At 43.0% G+C, this 26,914-nt stretch carries 21 protein-coding genes and 1 pseudogene; 13 read left to right on the top strand and 9 right to left on the bottom strand.

The window, feature by feature from the left end; genetic code table 11:
• Nucleotides 1–28: 28 nt before the first annotated feature.
• The 4 genes from ABYU67_RS02785 (at nt 29) to ccmE (ending at nt 2,706) form a co-directional block, all read left to right on the top strand.
• Nucleotides 29–703: a heme exporter protein CcmB gene (locus tag ABYU67_RS02785; protein WP_201532521.1), complete on the top strand. Its 675-nt coding sequence runs from the start codon at nt 29–31 to the stop codon at nt 701–703.
• Nucleotides 704–910: 207 nt separating this feature from the next.
• Nucleotides 911–1,699 carry a heme ABC transporter permease CcmC gene (gene ccmC / locus ABYU67_RS02780; protein WP_372843493.1) on the top strand — a complete coding sequence of 263 codons (789 nt, stop codon included), beginning with the start codon at nt 911–913 and terminating at the stop codon, nt 1,697–1,699.
• Nucleotides 1,700–1,715: 16 nt separating this feature from the next.
• On the top strand, nt 1,716–1,937 hold the full coding sequence (ccmD, locus tag ABYU67_RS02775; protein WP_372843552.1) for a heme exporter protein CcmD: 222 nt from the start codon (nt 1,716–1,718) through the stop codon (nt 1,935–1,937).
• Nucleotides 1,938–2,205: 268 nt separating this feature from the next.
• On the top strand, nt 2,206–2,706 hold the full coding sequence (gene ccmE, locus ABYU67_RS02770) for a cytochrome c maturation protein CcmE (RefSeq protein WP_372843492.1): 501 nt from the start codon (nt 2,206–2,208) through the stop codon (nt 2,704–2,706).
• 94 nt (nt 2,707–2,800) lie between these two features.
• Here ccmE and ABYU67_RS02765 read toward each other — a convergent pair whose 3' ends face one another.
• The 7 genes from ABYU67_RS02765 to ABYU67_RS02735 form a co-directional block, all read right to left on the bottom strand.
• Nucleotides 2,801–3,649 (bottom strand): aldo/keto reductase, encoded by an 849-nt coding sequence (locus ABYU67_RS02765; protein WP_372843491.1) that lies wholly within the window; start codon nt 3,647–3,649, stop codon nt 2,801–2,803.
• 286 nt (nt 3,650–3,935) lie between these two features.
• Nucleotides 3,936–4,901, bottom strand: coding sequence for a MetQ/NlpA family ABC transporter substrate-binding protein (locus ABYU67_RS02760; RefSeq protein ID WP_372843490.1), 966 nt, complete (start codon nt 4,899–4,901; stop codon nt 3,936–3,938).
• Between the two features lie 271 nt (nt 4,902–5,172).
• Nucleotides 5,173–5,859: a methionine ABC transporter permease gene (locus ABYU67_RS02755; protein WP_372843489.1), complete on the bottom strand. Its 687-nt coding sequence runs from the start codon at nt 5,857–5,859 to the stop codon at nt 5,173–5,175.
• A gap of 19 nt (nt 5,860–5,878) precedes the next feature.
• Complete coding sequence (locus ABYU67_RS02750; protein ID WP_372843488.1) at nt 5,879–6,649, bottom strand: methionine ABC transporter ATP-binding protein; 771 nt, start codon at nt 6,647–6,649, stop codon at nt 5,879–5,881.
• A gap of 328 nt (nt 6,650–6,977) precedes the next feature.
• A complete protein-coding gene (locus ABYU67_RS02745; protein ID WP_372843487.1) occupies nt 6,978–9,074 on the bottom strand; it encodes an ATP-binding protein in 2,097 nt (698 codons plus the stop codon).
• Nucleotides 9,075–9,211: 137 nt separating this feature from the next.
• Complete coding sequence (locus tag ABYU67_RS02740; RefSeq protein WP_372843486.1) at nt 9,212–9,934, bottom strand: response regulator transcription factor; 723 nt, start codon at nt 9,932–9,934, stop codon at nt 9,212–9,214.
• Nucleotides 9,935–10,229: 295 nt separating this feature from the next.
• Nucleotides 10,230–11,393 carry an efflux RND transporter periplasmic adaptor subunit gene (locus ABYU67_RS02735; RefSeq protein WP_372843485.1) on the bottom strand — a complete coding sequence of 388 codons (1,164 nt, stop codon included), beginning with the start codon at nt 11,391–11,393 and terminating at the stop codon, nt 10,230–10,232.
• 676 nt (nt 11,394–12,069) lie between these two features.
• Here ABYU67_RS02735 and pilG point away from each other — a divergent pair.
• From pilG to ABYU67_RS02690, 9 genes and pseudogenes are all read left to right on the top strand, one after another.
• Nucleotides 12,070–12,447 carry a twitching motility response regulator PilG gene (gene pilG / locus ABYU67_RS02730; protein ID WP_011514416.1) on the top strand — a complete coding sequence of 126 codons (378 nt, stop codon included), beginning with the start codon at nt 12,070–12,072 and terminating at the stop codon, nt 12,445–12,447.
• Between the two features lie 164 nt (nt 12,448–12,611).
• Nucleotides 12,612–12,974: a PleD family two-component system response regulator gene (locus ABYU67_RS02725; RefSeq protein ID WP_011514415.1), complete on the top strand. Its 363-nt coding sequence runs from the start codon at nt 12,612–12,614 to the stop codon at nt 12,972–12,974.
• A gap of 3 nt (nt 12,975–12,977) precedes the next feature.
• The gene (locus tag ABYU67_RS02720; RefSeq protein ID WP_372843484.1) at nt 12,978–13,508 is read left to right on the top strand and encodes a chemotaxis protein CheW; all 531 of its coding nucleotides are present in this window, start codon (nt 12,978–12,980) and stop codon (nt 13,506–13,508) included.
• A 526-nt stretch (nt 13,509–14,034) separates the two neighbouring features.
• Nucleotides 14,035–15,108, top strand: a pseudogene (locus tag ABYU67_RS02715) (methyl-accepting chemotaxis protein); the annotation flags it as partial.
• 119 nt (nt 15,109–15,227) lie between these two features.
• Nucleotides 15,228–16,211, top strand: coding sequence for a protein-glutamate O-methyltransferase CheR (locus ABYU67_RS02710; protein WP_372843483.1), 984 nt, complete (start codon nt 15,228–15,230; stop codon nt 16,209–16,211).
• Nucleotides 16,212–16,241: 30 nt separating this feature from the next.
• A complete protein-coding gene (locus ABYU67_RS02705; RefSeq protein ID WP_372843482.1) occupies nt 16,242–23,165 on the top strand; it encodes an Hpt domain-containing protein in 6,924 nt (2,307 codons plus the stop codon).
• Nucleotides 23,158–24,171: a chemotaxis protein CheB gene (locus ABYU67_RS02700; RefSeq protein WP_372843481.1), complete on the top strand. Its 1,014-nt coding sequence runs from the start codon at nt 23,158–23,160 to the stop codon at nt 24,169–24,171. The genes ABYU67_RS02705 and ABYU67_RS02700 overlap by 8 nt, the downstream gene beginning before the upstream one ends.
• The gene (locus tag ABYU67_RS02695) at nt 24,168–24,671 is read left to right on the top strand and encodes a hypothetical protein (protein WP_372843480.1); all 504 of its coding nucleotides are present in this window, start codon (nt 24,168–24,170) and stop codon (nt 24,669–24,671) included. Before ABYU67_RS02700 ends, ABYU67_RS02695 begins: the two co-directional genes overlap by 4 nt.
• Nucleotides 24,672–24,756: 85 nt before the next feature.
• Nucleotides 24,757–25,284 carry a cytochrome b gene (locus tag ABYU67_RS02690; RefSeq protein ID WP_372843479.1) on the top strand — a complete coding sequence of 176 codons (528 nt, stop codon included), beginning with the start codon at nt 24,757–24,759 and terminating at the stop codon, nt 25,282–25,284.
• Nucleotides 25,285–25,455: 171 nt separating this feature from the next.
• Here the strand turns inward: ABYU67_RS02690 and minE are convergent, their stop codons facing one another.
• Both minE and minD read right to left on the bottom strand, forming a co-directional pair.
• Entirely contained in the window at nt 25,456–25,743 is a 288-nt protein-coding gene (minE, locus tag ABYU67_RS02685; RefSeq protein ID WP_317199176.1) for a cell division topological specificity factor MinE, read from the bottom strand.
• A gap of 2 nt (nt 25,744–25,745) precedes the next feature.
• Nucleotides 25,746–26,558: a septum site-determining protein MinD gene (gene minD / locus ABYU67_RS02680; RefSeq protein WP_372843478.1), complete on the bottom strand. Its 813-nt coding sequence runs from the start codon at nt 26,556–26,558 to the stop codon at nt 25,746–25,748.
• Between the last annotated feature and the right edge of the window lie 356 nt (nt 26,559–26,914).

Raw genomic sequence — 26,914 nt, 5'->3', positions numbered from 1 at the left:
AACCGTAAATACCAGCTCAAATGCTCATATGCGCAGTATCAGTTTTATGCAGCTGTGGCGCCGCGAATGGCAGGTCAAGCAGCAAGGGGCAGTGCAGTGGTTGTATCCGCTGGTGCTGTTTTTAGTGATTATTACCTTGTTTCCGTTAGCGGTTGGCAGTGAGCCTGCGCTATTACAGCGCCTTGGGGTGTCAGCGGTGTGGATTGCCGCTTTACTGTCGCTGGTGATGGGCGTTGATGGTTTGTTTAAGCCAGCGCTTGATAATGGCACATTGGCACAATTGGTCGTCGCTAAGGCGTCGCTGCCATTATGGGTGCTGATTCGTTTGGTGATTCACTGGATTTTTAGTAGCGGCATTGTGGCAGCATTAAGTTTGCTTGCCGTGCCTTTATTTCAGCTGAGCTGGTTTGAGGCGTGGATATTGATGGCATCGATTGTCACGGGTAGTCCGATGCTGCTGATGCTATCTGCGGTTGCTAGCAGTTTGACGTTATCATTAAAGAATGGCGCGGTTCTCGTACCTTTAATCGCTTTGCCAATGCAGTTACCGGTATTGATTTTTGCCACTGGTGCAGTTGATTTATTTGCCACTGGTCTTAACGGTCTGCCGATTTTGGCGTTGCTACTGGCAGGTAGTATTATCTCAGTGCTGGTGATGCCATGGGTCATTGCTATGACCTTAAAAATGTCGTGGCTAAATTAACAACCTATACTGGCAGGTTTTTCTTCTGTTATTAAAGCCTTTTATATTAACAACATGATGAAAACCGGCAACTTTGCTATAATGGTCTATTAAACAAACACTCACGTGTAGATCTTACTCGGCGTTTAACGCCAGTAGGCTAGCAGGTAGTTGTACGACTCATACGTGTTACTCGATAATCACCAGCTGCGTAATAGGTTTATATCCATGCCCAACCTAAATAATGTCTCATCTCCTAGCCTGTGGCAACGTATTTGGCAAGTTTTCTTGACCACAGTGGGTACCAAGGAATTCTTTCGGATCTTCTCGCCTTGGGTTAAGTGGCTGGCGATACTGGCGAGCCTTTGCTTGCTCATTGGTAGTATTTGGGGTCTGGCATTTGCGCCGCCTGATTATTTGCAAGGCAATAGCTACCGCATTATCTTTATCCATGTACCGGCAGCAAGCCTTGCTATTTCCATTTATTTTGCTTTAGCGGTACTTGGGGTCATTTATCTGGTTTGGAAGATAAAGACCGCAAGCCTTGTAGCGCAAGCAATTGCTCCTTTGGGGTTTTTATTGTGTGTGATTAGTTTGCTGACCGGTTCTATTTGGGCAAAACCCACGTGGGGTACTTATTGGGTTTGGGATGCGCGGCTGACATCGATGCTGATTTTGGCGTTTTTATATGCAGGCGTGATGGCACTGTTTGCCGCCTTTGAACATACGGCAAATCGTGGTAAAGCTGCCGCTATTTTGTCGATCGTTGGTGCTGTGAATTTGCCGATTATTAAATACTCAGTAGAGTGGTGGAACACCTTACATCAAGGGGCGACTTTTACTTTGACTGCGGCACCTAAGATGTCAGCAGATATGTGGCTGCCACTGTTACTGATGACTATCGGTAGTTATCTATTGGTGGCAACTTTAGCGATTTATCGTACCAATACGCTAATCCTACATCGTGACCAAGGTAAAGCGTGGGTAAAAGAATACATTCGCGGGCAACACAAATAACGGCTAGGAAAATATGATGCAGCCTTACTTTTATAGTTTTTCTGAGTTTATTGCCATGGGTAAGCATGGGGTTTTTGTCTGGTCATGCTGGGCGATTACCGTTGGTATGATGCTGGCATTTGTGTTTTACAGCCGTCGCCAAAGACAAGCCCTTATTAAGCAGCTGGCGATTCAGCAAGCCCGTCAAGCACAGCGCACGACCAAAACGTCTACGCCAGTGATTAAAAGTACCAAATAAAAACCATTAAGAACCCTTTTATATTATGCCTTTGCTAGCTGCATTTTTGAACATCGCTGATATGTCTTATATATAAATAAGTCGGCAAAGGTTTTACTGAAAAGCCTTGGTCTTATTGAGTTATCGGTAAAATGCTCCCATATAGTTATTAGAAGAGTACGATTAGAAAGACATTTTTAGAACGTTTTTCTAATCGTGGTTTCTTTAATATTTTCTGTTTTATAGATGGATAGTGTCTAAAACAGCGACTCATCAATGAGGTATTAGTATGAACGCAGTTCGTCGTAAAAAACTGATGTGGGTTATGTTTACGCTTGCAGGGGCAGCCATAGCCGTAGTGTTGGTGATTTATGCTATTGGGCAACAGACTGATTACTATTTTGACGCAACCGCCATTGCAAATGGTGAAGCACCGCAAGATAAGCGTATCCGCGCAGGTGGCATGGTGGTTTCAGGCAGTGTACAGCGTGCGCCAAACGATCCACTGAGTGTTGAATTTGCTATTACCGATTTTCAGTCAACGGTGCCGGTGACTTATCAAGGTATCTTGCCAGATTTGTTTGCTGAGAACTCAGGGGTGGTGGCGACAGGTAAAATGCAAGGTGATATCTTTGTCGCCGGTGAAGTATTGGCAAAGCATGATGAGAATTATATGCCGCCAGAGGTTGCCAAATCGATGAAAGAGAACAATCGTAATGGCGTAGTCCCTTCTTCTGAGCAGTACAATCCTGCTGAAAAGCTTCATGAGACCAAAACGCTGCAGCAATAACAATAGTGTGTATTTAAAGCATAAAAAAGCCAGTGATCAGACATCACTGGCTTTTTTTAGTAATCTCATACTTAAAGTAAGTAAGGGATATTTATTAATCATCCCATTCTGGAGAATAATCTGGATGCTTAATTTTACGGCCGTCGCTACGCGCTAACGTGTTTATCTTTTCAATCTCATCATTATTCAACTGCACATGGATAGCATCCAAATTGCCTTGTAGATGGTCAGGATTAGAGGTTTTTGGAATCGCAATACGTTGCTTATCGGCTAATATCCAAGCCAGTGACACTTGTGCTGGCGTAACATTATGACGATCGGCAATCTCCTTAATTATCTCATTATCAAACACATCACCGCGGGCGAGCGGCGAGTAGGCTTCTAATAAAATGTGATGGTTATGCAAAAAAGTCTGCAAGGTGTGCTGTTTAATAAAAGGATGGAATTCGACCTGATTGACGACAATTGGCACATCAGCATGCTTTTTGGCTTCGATAATATTGGCGATATTAAAGTTAGATACGCCAATATTACGGGTCAAGCCCTGTTTTTGCAGCGCGCACAGCGCCGGAATGGTTTCTGACAACGGCACACGGTCATCAGGCCAGTGTAATAGCAATAAATCAACATAGTCTGTATCTAGATTTTCCAAAGAGCGCTTAGCAGCGGCTACCAATTTCTCTGGCTCAAACTTCATATCATCAGGAAATATTTTGGTGGTCAAAAAGAATGTGTTTCGAGCGACGCCTGATTGCTTGATACCCTGACCGACTTCTTTTTCATTACTATAAGCTTGCGCCGTATCGATATGCTCATAGCCCATTGTTAACGCTTGGCTGACGATATCGATACAGTCTTGCCCCGTTGATTGCCAGGTACCCAGCCCAAGTACCGGAATATTGGCTTGTCCTGCCGTACGAATATTATAATGTTTAGCGTGCATATTATTATCCTTATGCTGTAAGAGATTTATCAATAAAAGAGTCAGTATTGGAATACTGCTTTCTACTTAGCTCATTTACTATAAGAAAAATCATGCGCCAGCGATAGGGCAGGTGACGCTTTCCTACAAACCACAAACAGGCTGTAACCTCATTTTTATCGTTGCCTACTTAAACAATAAAGCAAAAGAAGCCCATTATTAAGCAATAATGGGCTTCTTTTATGCAAGATGACTCACTGATTTAAATGAGCTGTCTCAGATATAACCTTTTTTATGACGGCTTTAGCTATTTGGCAGCTTCAGCAACCGGAGCAGCTACAGCAGTGTCAGTACCCCAAATCTTTGGATACTTGTAACCAGGGAAGCTGTCATGAGCATACTTTTTAAAGGCCTCTGAGTTATAAGCGTTGGTCACGTCTTTAACCCATTTTTTATCTTTATCAGCCGTTTTAACCGCAGACCAGTTCACATAAGCAAAGCTTGGCTCTTGGAATAGGGCTTCTGTCAGCTTGATGCCTGAATCGGTCGCATAGTTACCATTAATGATGGCAAAGTCGACTTCATCACGTGCACGAGGCAACTGAGCCGCTTCTAGCTCAACGATTTTGATGTCGTATTTGCTATTGTCAGCGATATCAGCTTTTGAGGCGGTCAATGGATCGATATTGTCTTTTAGCGTAATCCAGCCAAGCTCATTCATCATGACCAATGCACGGGCAAAGTTACTTGGATCATTCGGCGCAGAGACGCTCATACCTTTAAAGGCTTCGTCGATTTTGGTTTTCTTACCTGAATAAATACCAAGTGGTGCTGTTGGTACTTGGAAAACTTCTACCAAGTCAAGGTTGTTTTCTTTTTTGAAGGTATCAAGGTACGGCTTATGTTGGAAGATGTTGATGTCTAAGTCGCCATCTGCTAACGCAACGTTTGGACGGACATAGTCAGTAAAGGTGACCAGCTCAACTTCATAACCTTGGGCTTCTAATGAGCCTTTGACTTGGTTACGCACCATATCGGCAAAATCGCCTTCGGTTGTACCGATAACGATTTTACTGTGTTCAGGGTCGATATCACTGGTTGTAGTAGCTTCTGTATTGGCCGTTTCAGTTGTACCTTCAGTTGCGCCTTCAGTGACTGGCTCTTTGGTAGCTTCTGGGGCTGATGAGTTGTTGCAACCGACCAATACAAGACCTGATACGCCAACAGCAGCAAATGCAGTCGCTACTTGACGGCTGATATCTGTTAATTTCATGGAACTTCCTTAATAAGGGTAGGGATCAAATAATAAATGGTGAGACTCAAAACAGGATTAAAACCGCATTAAAAAAGCAACATTATAAATAGTAATGCTGCTAAGTTAACGAGTGTTAAGATAGTCTCAAAATTAAAGGGAATCCGTTACAAAGTCAAGCATTTGCTTAGGATGAATCAGCATTAGACCCTGTGAATTATTCATATCAAGCGTTATAGAATCAATAGTCTCTTATATTAAGGCGCTTAAATAGCCAAGGACTCACAGCTTATTAACGTTTATCTAATCGCGTCGCGATCCAATTACCCAAGGCCTGAATACCAATAACCATGATCGATAGCATAATCACGATAAATACCATGACCTCGGTTTGATAGCGATAATAACCATAGCGAATCGCCAAATCACCCAAGCCGCCGCCGCCAATCATACCGGCTGCTGCTGAAAAAGACAGCAAGCTGATGCAAAGGATGGTTACGGATAACACCAAGCCAGAACGTGCTTCATTCAGAAGTACTTTAATAATGGTAAACGGTCTTGCACCCATTGATTCAGTCGCTTCGATAATACCGCGCGGTACTTCACGTAAGTTTTGCTCAACCAAGCGCGCAAAGTAAAACGAGCCGGCAATCGCAAGCACCAAGGAGGCGGCGATCGGACCAATACCAGTACCGACAATGGCTTTGGTAAAGGGGCTCATGGCGATCATCAAAATCACAAACGGAAAGGCACGCATAAAGTTGGTGATAGCACCAAGCACGCCATACAGCGTTTTGTTTTGCAAAAACTGTTTGTCACTGGATAAAAATAAAAAGACGCCAAACAGACCGCCGATCAGTATGGCAACTGTGGTTGAGATACCCAGCATAATAAAAGTATCTAAAAACGCCTGCCAAATCTCTTTACGCAGCACAAGCAGCTTGTCTATCGAGGCGGATAATTCTGCACCGGTTATCATGTTTATCTCTCCTGCCTCATTAGTCTTCTTGGACTAAGCCTTTGCCTATTGGGGTGGTGGCCTGAATGAGACCGTCGCGGATATCTGCGACTTCTAGTAATTGCCCTTGATGTAACAATGCCGCACGGTCACATAGTCTACGAATCACGCTCATCTCATGAGTCACAATGACGATGGTAACGCCAAGCTGCTCATTAATATCACGTAAACAGGTTAATAGACTGCGCGTGGTGGCAGGGTCAAGCGCGCTGGTCGGCTCATCAGCCAATAGCACTTTTGGGCTTGGCGCAATGGCACGGGCAATACCAACGCGCTGTTTTTGTCCGCCTGATAGCTGTGCAGGGTAGTGCCCAGCGCGGTCGGTTAAATCAACGATGTCCAAACAATCCATAACCCGCTTATGAATATCAGCACTAGGATAGCCTGCCACCGTTAAGTTAAAGGCGACATTGTCAAAGACAGTACGGTTAGCCATCAAGTTAAATTGCTGAAAAATCATACCGATATTGTGACGGGCAATACGCAAGTCACTGGCCGATAAGGTGGTCAGATCTGTACCATCGATAATCACTTGTCCTGAATCAGGACGCTCAAGCAAGTTAATCAGCCGTAAAAGCGTTGACTTGCCGGCACCTGAATAGCCCATCAAGCCAAAGATCTCGCCTTGCTGGACGGTTAGTGACGTCGGCTCAACAGCAGTAAACCAATGTGGCTTGCCGTCTTTACCTTTTATAGACCGGTCACTCAAAAAACGCTTGGTCACATCGTTTAAGACAATCATGTCACTCATGGAAGGCTCAAAATTTAATAAATGTTTTCGTGGTTATGAAATGGTCATCGTCTCTCTAACGGCTTAACCGCTGAGTTAAAACAACCTTCAATAACCCCATAATAAGGGGCGCTAATATAGCATATTATGCAAGGTTTTGGATATGGTCATCCGTGATTGCCTGATAACTCAGTTCAAACCATCACAGATGTGCATCATAAAAGTATATGGAATTTAAGATAGGGCTTAACGGGCTTAAGGGGTTAGCGCTAGAAGGTGGTTTGAAGGGGCACAAATTAAGAGTAGCGTATAGGCGCTTATACGCTATTCGTTGCTATAAAACGATGACTTATAAGTTATCATAATGGTTGTAGTGAGGATCAAGCTTGACAGGTAATACCACCAAAAACCGCGTATGACCATTGATAGTGTCAGTAGTGATTTTTCCTTGATGGGCAGTGACAATCTGTGATACCAAAGATAGACCAAGACCTGAGCCTTTGTTTTTTTGCTGCAAACGTACAAAGGGGCTAAATACTTCTTCGCGTTTGTTTTCAGGGATACCGTTCCCCTCATCAATCACTGCTAATACCACATACTTTGGCAGCGGACGTGTTGGCTCCGGCTTAGATTTTTTGAGATGTTTGCTAAACAGACTTTCTTTACGGGTAGTATTTGTCGGGTCAGTACTTTCTTTATGGGCGGCTTTATCACTATCTTTTATCGCCACATCACCATCTTTATGAACTTTATCAGTATCTGTTTTATTATTAGTAACATTGTTATCGGCAATGTCTTGACTATTATTATCAGAAGCTTCAGAAGATGCTTTCTTTTCAGGCACAGCACGCCACCTGACTTTCTTCAGCTTATCGGTTAAGTCCGATGTAAAGCTATGATAGTTATCAAATAATGAGGAATTACCAACCTTTTGATGAGGCTCGCTGGTGTTGGTAAGCGCTGCTTGTTCTAAAGTGGCACCATCGCCCTCTTGATTCGCAGTATTATCAGATTCATTGTCGATGCTAACATCCGCATCAATCACTACATTTTCACCATTTTGGTAGATAGGCGGTGCTGGCAATACAACGACAGACTCACTATTTGCTACCTTTGGCTTTGCAGGCACTGTATGAGTAGCCTCATCTAGTGCTGACACTGTCTCTTGGTCATGAGCAAGCGCATTTGTATGATGACAGGTTTCATCAGAATAAAAATCTGAGCTGTTATAGTCTACAAAGCCACTACACAGTACTGTCTGCAATAAAAAATCAGGGATATCTTCAGCGTCTTCAATATTTTGTACGCCATATAGCAGCACAGTAACCGGTGGTTTGCCATGCAGCATGGCATTGGTTAATAGGTTACGAATCAAATGGGTGAGCATCGATGATTGACCGTCAATCACGATGTGCTCGCCAATCAACGTTGCTTCAGGGTAGTGCTGGCGTTCTTGGTTGACCAAATCATATATATCTAACTGCTCAACTTGCTGTAAGGCATGACCAGCGTCCAAACGGCTCACCAATAGAATGCTTTCAACCAAGTCATTAAGCCCTGAGAGATCACGATTGATGGCTTGAGCGCGTTTATCGAACTTGGCCTTATTATCACTTGGCAGAGAATCTGTCAGCATATCCATCATCTCAATCTGTAGACGAATACGGGTGATGGGCGTACGCAGCTCGTGAGAGGCATGTGCAAGTAATAAATTATTGGCATCGATCAGGTGTTCAATCTTTTGCGCCGCTTGATTAAAGCCACGTGCCAGTGAGGCAATTTCATCATTGCCGCGGGCATTTACCCGTACGGTAAAGTCACCATCGCCAAGCTGAGCCATCTGTAGACTCATCTGATTGATACGCCAAGTAATGGTGCGCGCAATCCACCAAAGGACGCCTGCCATAATAAGTAGCAATAATAGCGTACCGGTAAACAAATTCAGCGCCGCAGAGAGAACAGGCTTTTTGGGTGGCAAGCGTGATTCATACAAGAGTGTATAGCCTGTGCTGCTATAAACTTGTGCTTGCTTGGTAGGCGATGTCTCTGAAAAAGAGGGGAAAACGCGTGAAAATAAAGAAGGCGGAGCAGGGAGCTCTAGTGGCAAATCGCTGTTATCGGTTTGCATGAGCAGATGACCTTCGCTGTCATACAAGCCCATTTTTGCCTGCAATGACTCATCAAAGATATCGAAGCTTTTTTTGACCACGGCCAGCATAAAACGCGATTGTAAGCGATTTTCTTTACTAACTGCAATATTTAGCTCGTGCAAAAAAGGATCAATCTGTCCCAAGATTTGCGTCGCTAATACCTCTGAGCGAATGCCCGCATCCTTGTCATGTACCAGCTGCGTTAATAATACCATCGCAACAGCAAACAAGATAAGCGCCAACATAACACTGGCAAATAGCTTGGCAAATACGGAACGAAAACCCAATTGCTGCATTAAATCATCTCTATTATCAAAAGCTTATGCCATCTTATATGGTCGAACATAAAAGGGGTCATCACCTGTATGATACCCCCTTTGATACGCTGTTTTAAAGCTGTTTGATGGTTTATTTACCAGCAGTTTGCTATTGATTATACTTGGTCAGTGGCGAACTGATAACCGACGCCGCGCACCGTAATAATACGCTTTGGCTGACGTGGATTGTCTTCAATCAACGCCCGAAGACGCGAAATATGCACGTCAATGGCACGATCAATATTGTCTGAGCTGTCATCATTTGGCATAGCTTGCCATAACTGCTCACGGTTTAGGACTTTGCCTGAATGAGTGGCAAAATAATGTAGCAATTGAAACTGATGCGTCGTCAAACGCACAGGTAAGTCATCGATAGTGACTTCGTGACTGTCAGGGAACACACTTAAACGACCAAAGGTTAAGCTATCTGATTGACTGTCGGCTTGATTTGGCTGCTCATGACGACGGATAACCGCACGAATACGGGCCAGCAGTTCACGTGGCTCAAACGGTTTGGCGATATAATCATCAGCGCCCATCTCAAGACCCAATACACGGTCTGTGGTATCGCCTTTTGCCGTCAACATAATGATCGGCACTTTATTGGTCATATTGTTTTTATTGCCGCGAATTTTTTGACAGACCTGCATACCATCCATATCGGGTAGCATAAGATCGAGTACGACCAAATCAATCTCACGCTCTTTGGTATCCAATAGATCCAAACCTTCTTGACCAAGACCTGCATGATGCACATCATAATAATTCATGGTCAGATAATCGCTGATCAACTCTGCTAAATCTGGATCATCTTCAATTAGTAAAATTTGCTTACTCATAATATTTCCTCTAGTAGTTGTTATAATTTGTCTGAACGCACTTTTACAATACGTAAAAGAGGCGTCTGCCCTTAGTTTTCAATTCTTCCAAATGCTCATAAGATAAATATATCAATCAAAAGTAGCTATCAATATATAAGATACAAGCCGCGCTTTTAAGTTATGGATCTAAGTTATGCGATAAAAGCGCGCCATTCATACTAGCTATAATACGCTATATTGCCTAAACAGGATGTTATTAAACAAGGCATGCTTTGTTAATGTTTCTACATAATGTAACTGCGTGGCACGCTACTTAAGACACCACTACTTTTTTGCCTTTAGATTCAATGGGTAAGTTTGCTAAACAAATTAAACTGTCATTGCTAATACCTGCAATTAAATATTGTTCGGTTAGAGGATTATACTCAATGACTTCAATAGGCTGACGGGTTAAGCGTTTATCCTGACCTATAATCCAGATATTAGCCGTCAAAGAACGCAGCGGTTTATAAGGTGGCACCTGTATTGACGTCAAATCGACATTATGTAAGGCAGTTTTGGGCACAATAGTCCCTACTTGTATCTGTCCATAATCAACGCGACCAGTGACTTGCATGTCAGGGGCAAGTTGTTTGCGATTGATTTCATTATTGATTACATTCACATAAACCAAAAGTTGGATGGGTTGTTTTATTGCCTGTACTTTACTGACTTGACCAGTAAAGTTATCCACCCTGTCTTTGGCAGTAAAATTGACGGTTTGACCAACAGAGATTTGCGATTCGGCTTCAATCGGTAATGTTGAGATAAAATGTAATTCTGTTTCGTCACTGAGCGTCAATAACGCTGTTTGAGCCTCTATCTTTTGTCCCACTTGTAGCGACAGGTTCTCCACGCGTCCTGAAAAGCGCGCCCGCAAGGTTATCAATTCAGAGGTCTTTTCGGCCGTCGTACTGTTTTTACTATTATCAGCGACATCATCACTGTTAGAAGCTTCAGAAGTGCTGGTGCTATCAGTATTGCTAGCAGTGTTATTTACCTCTGCTTCTATATTGGGTTTAGTATCAGCTGAATCTGTTGGGTTATTCAATACTTGCTGACGTCGAACCGTAAGTAGCGGCGTGCCTTTTTTCACCCATTGGTTGTCGCTAACTAATACTTGCTCCACCATCAACGGCTGCGCCGCCACAAGGTTAATACGTTTACTCGGTTCGATACGCCCTTGTAAGCCAAGACTTGGCTGATAACGGGTAGGTTTGATGCTCAAAATATGCTCAGGTGTGATGGTGACGCTATCGGCACTAATAAGCGGGATATCAGCTGACTCATGACTGTTGCTATTTAAGGCTTCATTAGGAGGCGTCGGCTGGCAAGCCATAATAAATAGGGCACTCAATATATAAACGCTCTTTTTCAACGGCGCAAAGCGTAAGCATATAAAACGCATATAATGCAGCAAGCGCATAAAAAATGTCATACCAGTCACCCTTAGAAACGATTTTTTATTATATAGGGAATTACAGACAGGGGAAATGGTTCTACCGTATTGTGTTTCATGGATGGTTGGGTGCTAAATAAGATGCAGTACATTGTCGCTTTTACATAGGAGATATTGGTTAAGTAACTCAGTTCAATACATTAATTTGAACATAATTTCACTAATATCTGGATAATAGTTGGCAACTGTGATAAAACGAACATATCAAAATATATTGATACATTTTTATCACAAAGGTAAATTATTCAGTAAGATGAGTGTATGTTCTATATAATAGCTGTCATTGAAAATATGACCTTTAATAAAGAGGCTGTTTATCTGTCATTTAGCCGATTTTGTCGATTTTCAATAGAGTAGGTTCTTGATGAAACTAAATATTCAACGGTTTTTATGACAAACAATAGTGAATAAGACGTACTCGTTTGTCGATAGAGTACGCGATGACATTGTTCATTGTTCATTAATTTTGTCTGCCATAATTAATGGTTGCAGAGTATGAGTAATCATTGAATTTATGGCTATAATAACGCTGTACGAAATTTAGCATAATGCCCAACATACTAAGATAGTTCATTGTGAGTAAACAGCACTATGCATCAGTAGTACTGTAAATATATCGCATGATGAATAGATAGTCGTTAATAGGACAATAAGAATGGAAAATAATTTTGATGGTTTAAAAGTAATGGTTATTGATGACTCAAAGACAATTCGCCGTACCGCAGAAACCTTATTGCAAAAAGCGGGATGCGAAGTTGTCACTGCCATTGATGGATTTGATGCCTTGGCTAAGATTGTCGATCATAATCCAGATATTATTTTCGTGGATATTATGATGCCACGTTTGGATGGTTATCAAACTTGCGCCTTGATTAAGAATAACCCTGACTATGCCAGTAAACCTGTGATTATGCTGTCATCTAAAGATGGTTTATTTGATAAAGCCCGTGGGCGTATTGTAGGTTCTGATGAATATCTGACCAAACCGTTTAGTAAGGATGAGCTTTTTGAGGCAATTAACCAGTATCGTTAATCACTAAAATGATCATAAGAAATGGTCAAGAGTTTTCATATAACGATCAATTATTGTTGTCATAATCAGTAATATATATTCAGTTCAGCATAAAATATTACTCCAAACGGTTTGTTTTAACATTCTATATCTAATGGATATCATCGAAAATAAAGGAAATAACCATGACTACTGTATTAGTCATTGACGATTCACCATCTGAGATGGCGAAATTTCGCGACATGCTTTCTAAAAATAACTATCAAGTCTTGGAAGCAACTAATGGTGAACAAGGCTGCCAGATGGCCATTGCTCATCTGCCAGACGTCATTCTGATGGATGTGGTTATGCCTGAAATGAACGGTTTTCAGGCCACTCGCAAGATCACTCGTGATAAGGCAACCGCACATATTCCTATCATCATGATCAGTACCAAAAACCAAGAAACCGATCGGGTATGGGGCAAGCGTCAAGGCGCAAAAGAGTATCTTACCAAGCCTATCGATGAAAGCGGTCTGGTCCAGATCATACGTAAAGTAATGGAGTAGCTTATGGCATCAAAAGGATTTATTGAGCTTCTGCGTCTAGCAGATATGGCACGTTCGCGTAAAAGCGGACGCCGCGGTGGACAGGAATTTGACTGGCAAGGGGTGGTATTTGAGATTGGTGGTCAACGTATGGTTGCGCCAATGGGTCAAGTAGCAGAAGTATTGTCTATGCCAGAATACACCAGCGTGCCCTTAGTAAAGCCTTGGATGCTTGGTATTGCCAATATTCGTGGACGTTTATTGCCGTTGACCGATTTGTCTCGATTTTTACAAGTGCCAAGTCGGTTAGCACAAATGAGTCAGCGTAAGGTGATGGTCATTGACCATGATAATGTGTTTTCAGGGCTGCTTGTTGACCAAGTGATTGGTATCGAGCAGTTTACTCAAGACCAATATCGTCCAGAAGCCATTGAGCCAAACTCACCATTTGCTCCTTATAACCACGGCAAGTTTTTCAAAGATGAACAAGATTGGTATGTGTTTATGCCAAGCTTACTGACACAGGATCTACAGTATACCGATGCTGCAATATAACTGTCTCTAATGACTCATTATGTTTAATCATGAGGGGTTCATTAAAATAATGGCAGAAGAATCATAGCTGACATGATCCGGTGGTGTGTCAGCATTCATACAGGCTTTGTTCATCACGGTTGTTTTGATAACACTATGATTTCAGAGTCAGACTCAATAAGACTTTGACGATTGTTTGAAAGGAATAAGTGCGATGAGTGATGCTATAAATAACCCTGTAAGTGGCGTAAGTAAAGCTGCGACAAATACTGACAGTCAGTGGAAACTATTACTAGGCGGATGTGCTCTAGTAGCTATCGGCGCTCTATTGGCGATGATTAATGCCATAGCATCGGTCAGTGCGTATTTAACAGATTTTAATCAGTCCGTCATAATACCAGTAGTTGTCTTTGTGCTCAGTGTACTGGGTATCTTTTTCGCTTTTTACCAGTTGTTACAGCAGCGTGGTGGCTCAGAACGTTTACTGATTGAAAAAGAGACTTTGCGTCGTCGTCAAGAAGCAGAAGCTGAGTCTGAACGTGCACGCCAAATTCAAGAAGAAAACGAGCGTAACCAGATTGCTATTTTACGCCTGCTTGATGAGTTGGGTGATTTGGCAGACGGTGATTTGACGGTCAATGCAACGGTATCAGAAGACTTTACAGGTGCGATTGCTGACTCGGTTAACTTTGCTATTGACCAACTACGCCAATTGGTATTGGTTATTAATAGTACCGCTGAACGCGTTTCGCAGTCATCAGAGCAAACGCAGATGAATGCAGTCGAGCTTGCGGCGGCTTCTGAGCATCAAGCACAAGAAATCGCGGGCGTGTCTGCCGCTATTAATGAGATGACGGTGTCCATTGATCAGGTTTCAAATAACGCGGCAGAATCTGCAACGGTTGCTCAGCGTTCTGTTGCCATCTCTTACAATGGGGCAGAGGTCGTACAGCGCTCTATTGAGGGTATGAACGTTATCCGTGATCAGATTCAAGAAACCTCAAAGCGTATTAAACGTCTTGGTGAATCTTCGCAAGAAATTGGTGATATCGTTGGATTGATTAACGATATTGCTGACCAGACCAACGTTTTGGCATTGAACGCGGCGATTCAGGCATCGATGGCAGGTGAAGCAGGACGAGGATTTGCGGTTGTTGCTGATGAGGTTCAGCGTCTTGCTGAGCGTTCAGCCAATGCCACTAAACAGATTGAAACGTTGGTAAAAACCATTCAGGCAGATACCAGTGAAGCGGTTATATCGATGGAATCAACGACGTCTGAGGTTGTACGTGGTGCACGGTTGGCAAAAGATGCGGGTGAAGCACTAGAGGAGGTGCAAACCGTTTCTAATACTTTGGCGGATCTTATTCAGAATATTTCAAATGCTGCTTTGCAACAGGCAGAATCGGCAGGCCACATCTCTCATACCATGAACATTATTCAAGATATTACCTCTCAAACCTCTTCTGGTACGATGGCGACCGCCCGCTCTATTGGTGAGCTAAGCGAAATGGCGGCAGCATTACAAGAATCAGTCACCGGCTTTAAAATCTCAAATGATGATGAGCAGCTGAATCATGAATATCTCGATATGGATGAGAGAGTCTCGGTCAATATGTGATAACTGTCGGCAGTAGCGATAATGTTTTTATGGAGACGTTAAGCAAGGAGACGTTAACCAAATTGCTGCTCTAAATAGATATTATGAAATGTGTAGCAGTAACATTAATAGCAGGTTGCATGAATCATCATATTCAAAAAAGCAGTAATAGTGTCCATATAATTGAGGCTGCATCAATAGATAGCCTCAAGCAAGACCATGTAAAAACAGTACGGCAGGTTGAGTACTTTGATGCTAGACAATGGCAACGCTATATAGAATGTGAGATTGGTTTTGTATTACCCAACATTCAACGCAATTGGTTGGAAAACGCGGTGATTCAGACAGCATGGTCTTATGGTGTGACTATCGCCGAGCTGTGGCAGCAGTTGCCATTTAATGATGAGTTGCGCCAGCACTTGCTCAATAGAGTGTTGATCCATGAAAGCCGGTTTTTCCGTCATCTGCCTTCTATCAATTTTGTCACAGAATGTGCAGAGCAGCATCAGCACGCTAAGCGCATAACTGCCGATGCTAGTGAGATGTTTTGTATATGGAGTGTGGGCTGCGCAAGTGGACAAGAGACTTGGTCTTTAGCCATGAGCTTGGCTGCAAAGCAATTGAGCAATTATACGATCTTGGGGACAGATGTCAGTCAACAAGTACTTGCACAGGCACGCGTTGGTCAATACGACGCTAAGCAGCAAGCATTAATCCCGCCATATTGTCAGCAGTTTGTGCAACCATTATTACCAGCAGCCATGGCTGACGAAGCGAATATTGATAATGCTGGTAATGCTTTTATAGATAAAGCCAAGGTAAGTAATAGCACTGGCTACTGGCAGGTGACAGCAACATTAAAGTCTCAGGTTCGTTTTGCTTTACACAATATTATGGATGAAAAACCGCCTACCGCGCATCTACAGCAGATGATTGTTTGTCAAAACATGCTGTTATATTTTCGCAAGTTTGATCAGCGCGATATTTTGGCCCGATTGTCAAAGCAGTGTGCTGTAGGGGGTTATATTATATTGGCTCCAGGTGAGGCGCTATTTTGGCGTCCTTCAAATATGCGCCGTATTGCGCATCCACATCTCAATGCGTGGCAAAAAATCAGTACCTAAATTAGCGCCTAAAAGAGTCAGGATGAATCTATGAAAAACCAGCCCAATGACATGGTAACGCTTGAGTGGTTATTGCCACTGTTTAATCAGTACTTAACACAGGTAGCTGATGGCTGGCAATTAAAGGCAGCACGCACTAACGATGAGCAAATGGCACAGTATTATCATGAGATTGCTGGGGCACTGATCATGAGTAATCTGCCTGTTCTAGCAAGCTTAGCAAATAACCTTAGCCTGCTAGCAAAAGCCACTGTTTTTGATGATCTAGACAGTGATAAGGTAGACAATGATGAATTAGAGATAAGTTTGGCTGCTGAGAGATGCAGAGTAGGGAAGATTGCTCATAAAGTATTACAGCGTGAGCTAGAATATTATGGGCGCACAGGCAGCTATCATCGTGTTTTGATGAATAAAACGCTGACTGATCTGGCGCAAGTTTTATCACAGTTTGATATCGTCACAGAGCCGCTTGCAAATACCTTATCATTGATGACAGACGCTCATTTGGCTGGCTTATCGCATTATGATGATATTGACATCAGACTACCTGCGAGTAAGACAATATCAGATTTAGACACTCAACAGCATCAGCAGTTATTATTAGTGTGGCGCCAGCAGACGCAAGAATTACTGGCTGCTAATATGAATAAACCTGCGATTCTGACGGTGCTACAAAAGGTCAGCCATTATTTATGGCAAACGGCTCAAGAAACTGACTCTCAGCGCTTGTGGTATCTGACTGAGATTTGGCTACAAGATCTTGGGCAAAATGAGAAACCACTACCTGAGCAGTATGCAGGGATATTAAGTCAGCTCGATCAGTTGATAGCCAATCATCAAGAGCAGATTGAGCCGCCTATAAGCGAGATTCAAAGTCTCATTGGTTATATTCATAGTGAACTAAGTAGCCTTGTTAATAACAGTGATAGTGCTCAATCTTTATTAAATGGCAGTGTACAGTCAGACGCGAAATCGCGTCTTTTACCTCGTATATTGAGTGAGATTGAGACAATTATTTTTGCGCTTGATAAGCCTCATACTTTACTAAAGCCTTTAGCGAAAATAAACAATCAGCTTAGAAGTCGTGGCTGGACGCTATTTGCCCCACAGATTGACTCTATTGCAGCTAATATAGAGCGTAGCCTCTCATCAGAGCAGGACTTTGCGCAAGAGCAATGGCAGATTGAACGTCAGCTACAAGAGCTATATAGCGCTGTCTATCATATAGAGCAAATGATCTCTACTAAGGCAGATGAGGGAGCGGCATTCACTACTTCTGTGGACATCGATAATGAGTTGCCATCAGCAAGCAGTTTAGAGGCGGCTCTTGTTCATGGGGATTTGCGTGAGCTGCGTATTGCAGCTGAAGAAATTAAGCAGGATTTTCATACCTATATACAGCGCCAACAATTATCGTTACTGCCAAAGCAGGCCAGTCTTACGAGCATGAGCCATGCTTTTAATAGCATGGGACTGCCAGCGCTTGGTGAAGTCATTGATAAAATAGCCGCTATATTTGCACAGCTACATACTCATAACCTTGCCATATTGCGCTGGGACATTACCGAAGCGTTGGCAGAGAGTTTGAGTGCCATTGAGCTGCTATTGGATTATCTTGCGCAGCAGTTTTTTGATCAAACGCTACTAGAAAAAGCAAATGCGTATATTGAGACGGCTGCCAAGCTACTTAATGCATATATCGATGCGCCTGAAGCAATCAACCACACTTTGCCCATTCAAAAACAAGTCGCCAACGATGTCTTACGCTATGACGACAGCGGTGAGATTGCGCCTAGTACTGAACCATCTTTTGATAGCGAAATACTGACGGATTTATTATCAGACAATGAAAAATCTGTAGGGACTGTAGGGGCTGACAGCGCAGAGAATAGCGAAGCTTTATTGAAAATACGTCAGCAGCTTGAATCTGATAACTTCGATATTGATGAGGACATTCGAGCAATATTCATTGAAGAAGTCGAAGAGGTGATCGCTGATCTAGAAGACTTTTTACCCATATGGCAAGAAGACGCACAAGATTTAACGCCTTTAACGGAACTACGGCGCGGTTTTCATACCTTAAAGGGTTCGGGACGTATGGTTGGTGCTGTTAGCATCAGTGAGATGGCATGGTCTATCGAAAACCTGCTCAACCGTTTATTGGATAAGACCTTATCGGTAACGGATGATGTGGTGACATTAATAACAGAAACCACCCAGCGGCTACCCGCTATGTTAGCTGACTTTACAGCACAGCAGCCACCAAGCTTTGACCCTGCTATCACTATTTTGCAAAGTCATAATTTGATGACTTTGCAACCACTGAATGCAGGTCTGATAGCAGTCGAGCCTCCCTTAGCAGCAGCGGATATGGAAGCAGCGTACTCTTCTGCAGATGATGATGCACTTGACCATGACTTACATTTGCAAGCCATAAGCATAGTCTCTAAGCCAGATCATAGGTCAAATACATTGTCAGATTTACAGCTACCTTTGCTATTACAGCCATTTATCTTAGAAGCAGAGTCGCTAGCGACAGATGCAAACGATGCTGATCAGGATATTAAAGAGATATTTATAGAAGAGGCCAAAGAGGTCTTAGATGAGATCATCCCTTTATATGAAAATTGGCAGTTATCGCCTACTGATTTGACTGAACTAAAAGACATACGCCGTGGGTTTCATACCCTAAAAGGCTCTGGTCGTATGGTTGGCGCTCATTACAGTGCTGAATTAGCTTGGTCTATAGAAAATATGCTAAACCGTATTTTGGATAAAAGTATTACTGCTTCAGCAGATATACAGCAGCTGATTGGTGATGTATTAGCCGCGTATCCTGAGTTATTAAACACTTTTGAGCGTAAAAGCCAAGACTATCCTACTATGGTGCCATTGTGGGTTGGCTGTGCTAATGCTTATAGCAAACAGCTAGGCGATGAATTCAGCTACCGTGCCTTGTACGATCAATGGTCACAGCCTGATAAGCAGACATCGATACCTATTGATGCAGACAGTCATATTCAAGATATAAAAGACGATGAGGCAGTCGATCGTACTTTGCAGACGATTCATTCGGTCAATGAAAAAATGGCAGAAGCACCGGTGATATTGATGCCTCAAAGTGAAGAAGAACAGGCGTTCTTTGATATCTTTATTGAAGAGGCAGAGGAGCTGTTAGAAGGCATTAACGACTTTGTACGCCATCATCAATATGAGCCATATGTCGAGGTAAGTGACGAGATTGTACGGGCCTTTCATACCTTGAGAGCAGCTTCTGGCTCGAGTGCATTAACTGCCATTAGCGATGTGAGTGCGACGATCGAGCAAAGCTTAGAGCTTCTACAGCAGCAGGATGTGCCGATGAATGCCAGCCATTTAACGGCGCTGGCCCAATCGGTCACGCTTATCGATGGTTATCTCTATAACTACAAACAGCATGCACACCAGCAGGATATGTCGGCAGAGCATATGCAAAGCGAGCAGGATATCGCCTCTTTGCAAGCATTGCTTGAAGAGCAAGACGATGATAGTGAGGCAAGCACTGAGGATAAACCAACCATTAATGATTTGTTAGCTGGCAATATTGATGAATTATTAGACGCCGAATGGCTATTAGATAAAGCGCTTAACGATGCTGATATGGCGCAAATCCAAACCTATATCGCTAAGCAAATCTCACAAATTAGATATCTCACTGAAAAAGCACAGGCCTTTCCAAAGTTTGTCTCTATTCTCGATGCTTTACAAGATGCTTATCATTATTTGAGCCAGTATCCAAAAGAGGCGGCAGACAGTCACATCCAAGAAATTCTACTTGCAGGTCATGCGCAACTAGTCGGTTTGTTTGATGCTTTGGCAGGCAGTACCTCATTAAAAATTGATGAGCAAGTACTAGAGCAGTTAGAGAGTATTAAGCAAGTCAACACCGTACAAGCCAGTATCGTACAAGATAAGACTCAAAGTAATGAAAATATAGCGGATGAAGAACAGGCTACTGTACAAAGTATTGCCGCAGCTAAGCTCGAGCTTGAAACGATCGATACAGATATTGAGCTACTAGAGATTTTCTTAGAAGAAGCGCAAGAGCTTGATGACGCGCTGGTTGATAGTTTCAGCAAGTGGCGTGCAGACATTACCCATATTAATACCTTAAAGGTACTCCAACGCCATCTGCATACCATCAAAGGCGGTGCGCGTATGGCGGGTATCCGCAGTATTGGCGATTTGACTCATGAAGCAGAAAGCGTCTATGAGGCGTTCGTAGAATATAAACGTGAGCCAACCGCGCAGTGGCGTGAGATTATGCAAGTGGTACAAGATACTTTGTCATTACAAGTAGCACACATTGTACGTTATAAAAAATCGTTTTTTGCGCCTGAGCTCATGGCGCAATTACAGCAATTTTTAAAAGCACAAGCATTGCCAGAAACGGTACAGCTTATCGTACCTGTGCCAAATAACCATGTGCTAGCTGAGCCTCAAGTCTTTGCCAATCAAGATGCCCAGCCTGTAGAAAATGCAGCAGATAGGTTGAGTTTGGATAACATTATCCAGCAATCATGGACGCATGAATTGCCCGATGCTGATATTTTAGAAGTGTTCTTAGAAGAAGCCGCTGCACTCACCAATCGTAATGAATATCTACAGCTATTCTTAGATAATGTTAATGATATGGTGGCGCTGCAAGTATTACAGCGTGACTTGCATACGCTAAAAGGTGGCGCACGCATGGTCACTGCTACTGGTATTGCTGATCTTGCTCATGCAATGGAAACAGTTTATCAAGACTTTGTTGCTCAGCGCCGCCCTGCAACCACGCAAGTGCTAGAGTTGCTGACCGCTTGTTATGACTGGCTAGCAGACGCGGTCTTTATCCTATCGCAGCAAGTGAATCCGCCAACGCCGAGCTTATTGATCGAGGCGTTACAGCAATTTAGTCAAAACCCTGATAGCTTGACGCAGATACCAGTAGAAACCTTGCAAGCGCAGCGTGAATCGATTTTAATTGCCAAAGAAAATAAAGAAACGATCGGTATCCAAAAAGATATCAGTGCCATGCCGCCGATGGTGAGCGAAGTAACTGAGCAAGAGCAAAATGCCAATAGTAATGAGATGATCCGTATCTCAGGCGGTCTGATTGAGCATATGATCAACCTATCAGGTGAGTCTGCGATTAACCGTGCTCGTATCGATATGGGTATCAGTAGCTTGACCAACAGTATCGAAGAGATGGGCACTACCGTACAGCGCCTAGCAGATCAGCTCCGTCGTATGGAGATTGAGCTTGAGGCACAGATTTTATCGCAGATTGATGAAGATCTGGTCAATCATGAAGGCTTTGATCCGCTTGAGATGGATCAGTACTCGTCTTTAAATCAGCTGTCAAAATCTTTGTCAGAGTCGGCATCGGATTTGGTCGAAATTAACCATACTTTGTTAGAAAAAACGCGCGACAGTGAAAGTCTACTATTGCAGTTATCGCGAACGCAGACTGAATTACAAGATGGCTTGATGAACTCACGTATGGTGCCTTTTACGCGATTGACACCAAGGCTTGAGCGGATTGTGCGCCAGACGGCTAATGAGCTAAATAAGTCAGTTGAGCTAAAAATTATCAATGCTGATGATGAGATGGATAGAACCATTCTAGAGCGCATCACCTCACCGCTTGAGCATATGTTACGTAACGCGGTCGATCATGGCATCGAAAATGTGACAGAAAGGTTAGCAGCAGGCAAAGAGCGCAATGGTCAAATCACGCTGGAAGTATTACGAGAGGGAAGTGAAATTGTCATTTTGCTCAATGACGATGGACAAGGGATTGACGTAGAAGCGGTACGTGAAAAAGCCATCTCTCAAGGTTTGATTGACACCAAAGACAGAAGTCTTAGCGATCTTGATATCATGCAATATATTTTTAATGCCGGTCTTAGTACCAGTAAACAGGTCACGCAGATATCAGGGCGCGGCGTCGGTATGGACGTGGTTATCAGTGAGATTCGTCAGCTAGGCGGTGCTGTATCAGTGGTATCAGAGCTTGGTAAAGGCTCAAGCTTCACCATACGTGTGCCATTAACAGTGGCAGTATCTGATGCGTTAGTGGTTCGAGCAGCCGATCGTTACTATGCTATACCTTTGGTGCAGATTGAACGCGTTGTCCGTATCAATCCTGAAAAAGTCTATGACTATTATCAATCGGGCGAGGCGACCCTTAATTTTGAAGATACTGATTATCGTGTCCGCTACTTAAATGAGATTTTATCGGGTCATAAGCTCAATGAGCTGGTCGTTAAAACCAATACCAGCGTGCCACTTATTATCATCAAAAATCGCAGTGGCCAACATATGGCCCTACAGGTCGATCAAATAGCAGGCTCACGTATTGAAGTAGTCGTAAAACCTTTGGGGCAGCAGTTCTCAAATGTATCTGGTATCTCGGCCGCCACCATTATGGGCGATGGCTCAGTGATGCTTATTTTAGACTTAATAGCCTTGATGCGTAACGCAGCTTTGGTCAAAGAGGTGACGCATTCTAAAGCTGTTGAACAAAGAGATGTGGGGTCTAATACTACGATTTTGGTCGTTGACGATTCAGTCACCGTCAGAAAAGTAACCTCACGATTCTTAGAGCGACAAGGGTTCAATGTGGTACTTGCCAAAGATGGTATTGATGCGCTTGAGATACTCCAAGAGATGACCCCTGACTTAATGCTACTAGATATCGAAATGCCACGTATGGATGGTTTTGAAGTGGCTACCCAAGTCAGACATAATGGACGCTTGCAGCATCTGCCTATTATCATGATTACCTCACGAACCGGTGAGAAGCATCGTGAGCGCGCCTTTGAGATTGGGGTTAATGATTATATGGGCAAACCTTTCCAAGAAAACCAGCTGCTTGATAAAATCCAAAGTTTATTAGATGAAAAGGTTCACCTCATTCATCATGGGTAATATACGCACCTTGGCGTTACAAGATAAAAGTAAGATTAAAGTGCTGGTGGTGGCAGACAACCATCAGCAGCGTATGGCGTTCTCTGATACGGTGCGCAGCTGCGGCTTGCATCTGGTAGGCTGTGTTACAGCAGCGCAGTTGAAGGATAAGCTGGTTGGTTATGAAAGCGCTATTGATATCTGGTTGATAGACAGTGATTACGATGAGCATCTAGCGACCATGACATCTGCTTCCAATCCTGTAGCGATGTTGGTCGGCTTTAGTAAAGCGCCTTATCTTAATGAGGCGCAGCAGTACGCTAAATGGCAACGTAAGCTTAAACGTAAGCTTGCGCAGATGCTAGATTTGCCAACGCTTATCGATACTTCTGTCTATAAAGAAGAAGGTAGTGAGTGGCGCTATGTGGTGTTTTTAGGGGCATCTATGGGTGGCCCTAGTGCGGTTAAGGAGTTCTTAGACCACTTATCGCCCGCACTGCCAATCAGTATTTTATTGGCGCATCATTTTAATCAAACCATGATGACCACCTTGCCACGTATATTGAATCGCCATAATAACTGGCACTGCCAGATGATTACTTCTTCGCAGCGTATGCGTACAGGTCAATGTCTGATTGTCCCTATTGATAAACAAATTGTCTGTGACTCAACTGGTCGCATTATCTTATTAGATCAGGCTTGGGCTGGGGATTATAAACCTGCTATTGGTCAGATTCTCAAAAATACCAGTGATGTTTATGGTAGCGATTTGATAAATATTATCTTTTCAGGTATGGGCAATGATGGCTCGCAGTATTTAGACTTGATTCAAGATAATGACAGTCAATTATGGGCACAAGACCCAAGCTTGAGTACTTGTCCCAGTCAGCCACAGGCTATTATTGACTCAGGGTATTGCACCTTTATTGGCAGTCCTCAAGCACTAGCAGACAAGCTGACCAACTATATTGCTGATAAAGCGGCAAACGACACTACTCCACATTCATTTATTGTGAGCGACTTATGAGACAGCTGTTAAAACATTCATTTGAGGCCGTGAGCTTATTGACCACCAATAATGGTACGCTTGATGTGACGATCATTCCAGCGCTTGACCAGCCGGACTGGCTTGTTCCTAGCAGCTTAATTTTAAGCGTAGAGGCGTACAGCGAGTATACGCAAGTTTATGAATGGCAACAGCAAAAATTCGCTGTGTTCCATATGTTACCGAGCCATCAAACGCCAGACACGATGGTGGTATTAGAAGGAAACACATCAGCGCATCGTATTGCTTTACAGACTGTCGGTGAGGTGCGCCAGCTACAGGCGCGTATCTCTGATGTGAAAGATGTTGAGCTACCTGAGCATTTTATCAACTCAAATAGCAATATCGATACGGTTCATGAACGTGTACAAGAAGAAGTTGTGCTATCCTATCTTTTTCAGACGGTCATGATTGATAATACGCTGTATCTGGTGCCAGATTTGGATAAAATCGCGCATCAATTGGTGGAGCTAGACGGCTAGTTTGCTCATTAGGTAGTGACTGTCTCTATCTATGCCTAAGCGCTTATTAAGCAATCAGTAGCGACAAAGGTGACACAGTACATTTATGAATACTACTCATTCCACTCTAACAAAATGGTCCTTTGCCAGTCGGTTTTTTCACTGGATCAGCGCGATTTTACTGCTGATTACGTGGGTCATGATTTTTTTGTATGACAACCTTGATAGCAACCTTTATATCGGGCTACACAAAGCCTTTGGGATTAGCCTATTATTTTGGATGATAGCGCGAGTGATTAACCGCATCTTTACCAAAGCGCCACCAGCGGTATTGATGCCAAAATGGCAAATGCTGATCTCCCAATTGTCGCATTTTGCACTCTATGCTTTGCTGATTGCCATGCCAATAGCGGGATTATTGATGTCTTTGTATGGTGGTCGTCCGGTGGATATGTTTGGTATATTTGAGATACCAGTATTTGTAACCCCAGATAGAGGGCTGGCTCGACTCTTTAATGACTGGCACGTAGATATTATTTGGCCCATGATTATCGCCTTTACTGTGCTTCATATCGGGGCAGCTTTATATCATCAGTTTGTAAAAAAAGACAACCTCATAGCCCGTATCAAATAATAGACTTTTAAGGTCGTTATGGCATATCAAAAGTTATGCTCATAGCATTTTTTTAAGCGGTAGCAGGGATTTTATACAGACAGCAGGGCAAAACCTACCCGTAAAAAAGCCCTATGTATGCTACATAGGGCTTTTTCTATTATCGATATCAGTATGGTACTGACTACAAATTTACTTTTTATGCTCAGGCAAACTGATATTCATCTCAAGTACATCAAGGCTATCTTCAGAACGGTGATTGATGTTCACATCATCAATCTGTACGCCATTGACATATTTATTGACCACTTCCAAGATTTCACGCTTCATCTTTTCGATACGATCTGCGGTCAAGCGATTGTTTAAGCGATTTTCACTTGCGACGATAACCTTTAAGCGCTCAGTTGCCATATTGGCACTGCCTGCATTGCTGTCATCAGTGCCAAATAAGCTACTCCAAAATCCTTTTTTCTTACTCATTTTTAACCCCCAAACCAGCGCTGTAGTAAACTCTTTTTCTTCGCATCAATATGACGTAACGGACGCTCTTCACCTAAAAAGCGCGCGACAATATCATCATAACATTGACCAGCGATAGAGTCAGTATAGTGAATCACGGGCTCACCGTGGTTAGAGGCTTCGAGCACTGAATGACTCTCAGGAACAACACCCAATAGTGGAACCTTTAAGATGTCATTTGAGATGGTTTCAATATCCATCATCTCATTGGCTGCGGCGCGCTCTGCATTATAACGCGTGATGATTAAATGCTCACGTACGGTCCCTTGGTTTTCAGCCACCTTTTTAGTCTGGCTTTGCAGGATACCAATGATACGATCTGAGTCACGTACTGATGAGATCTCAGGGTTGGTCACGATAATGGCTTCATCTGCATGATACATGGCAAGCTGCGCGCCGCGTTCGATACCAGCAGGGGAGTCGCAGATAATATAATCAAACTGCTTAGAAAGCTCTTCCATAATTTCTGCCACACCATCGTCGGTCAGCGCATCTTTATCGCGTGTTTGACTGGCAGGTAGAATATAAAGGTTTTCTAGTTGCTTATCTTTGACCAGCGCTTGTGATAGGCGGGCATTACCATTGATGACATCGACAAAGTCATAAACAATTCGATTTTCGCAGCCCATAATCAAGTCTAGATTACGCAAGCCTACATCAAAATCGATAACAACTGTCTTATAGCCACGTAATGCTAAACCGGCGGCAAAAGAAGCACTGGTCGTGGTTTTACCCACACCGCCTTTACCCGAAGTGATTACAACTATCTTCGCCACAATGGCACACTCCTATAAATTGATGAATTGATGAGATATTTATTATATAAAGCAGCATATATATTTTATATAAAACATGATGTTTTCTGGGCATTCATACGCTGTATATATACTCTCTGCGAGCGTAAGCCTAGCATAAATCTAGCAGAACTTATAGCAAGTCTCTATTAAAGCATACAAACGGCTAAGATATAAAATTAAGCGATTACCTAACTGATATATAAGGACGTAGGTGTGGTAAATAGTGGCAGAGCTAAAAATTCATCATAGCGCAGTTTTGTTAAATAAACTTACTACAATATTAATTAAAACAGGTTTTGCTATAGATACTCTTTAAACGCAAAAATACGTATTTA

This window comes from Psychrobacter sp., from assembly GCF_041554015.1.
In the GTDB taxonomy this organism is placed as follows: Bacteria; Pseudomonadota; Gammaproteobacteria; order Pseudomonadales; family Moraxellaceae; genus Psychrobacter.
The sequence above is the reverse complement of the archived record's forward strand: the minus strand, read 5'-3'. Positions and strand labels throughout refer to the sequence as shown.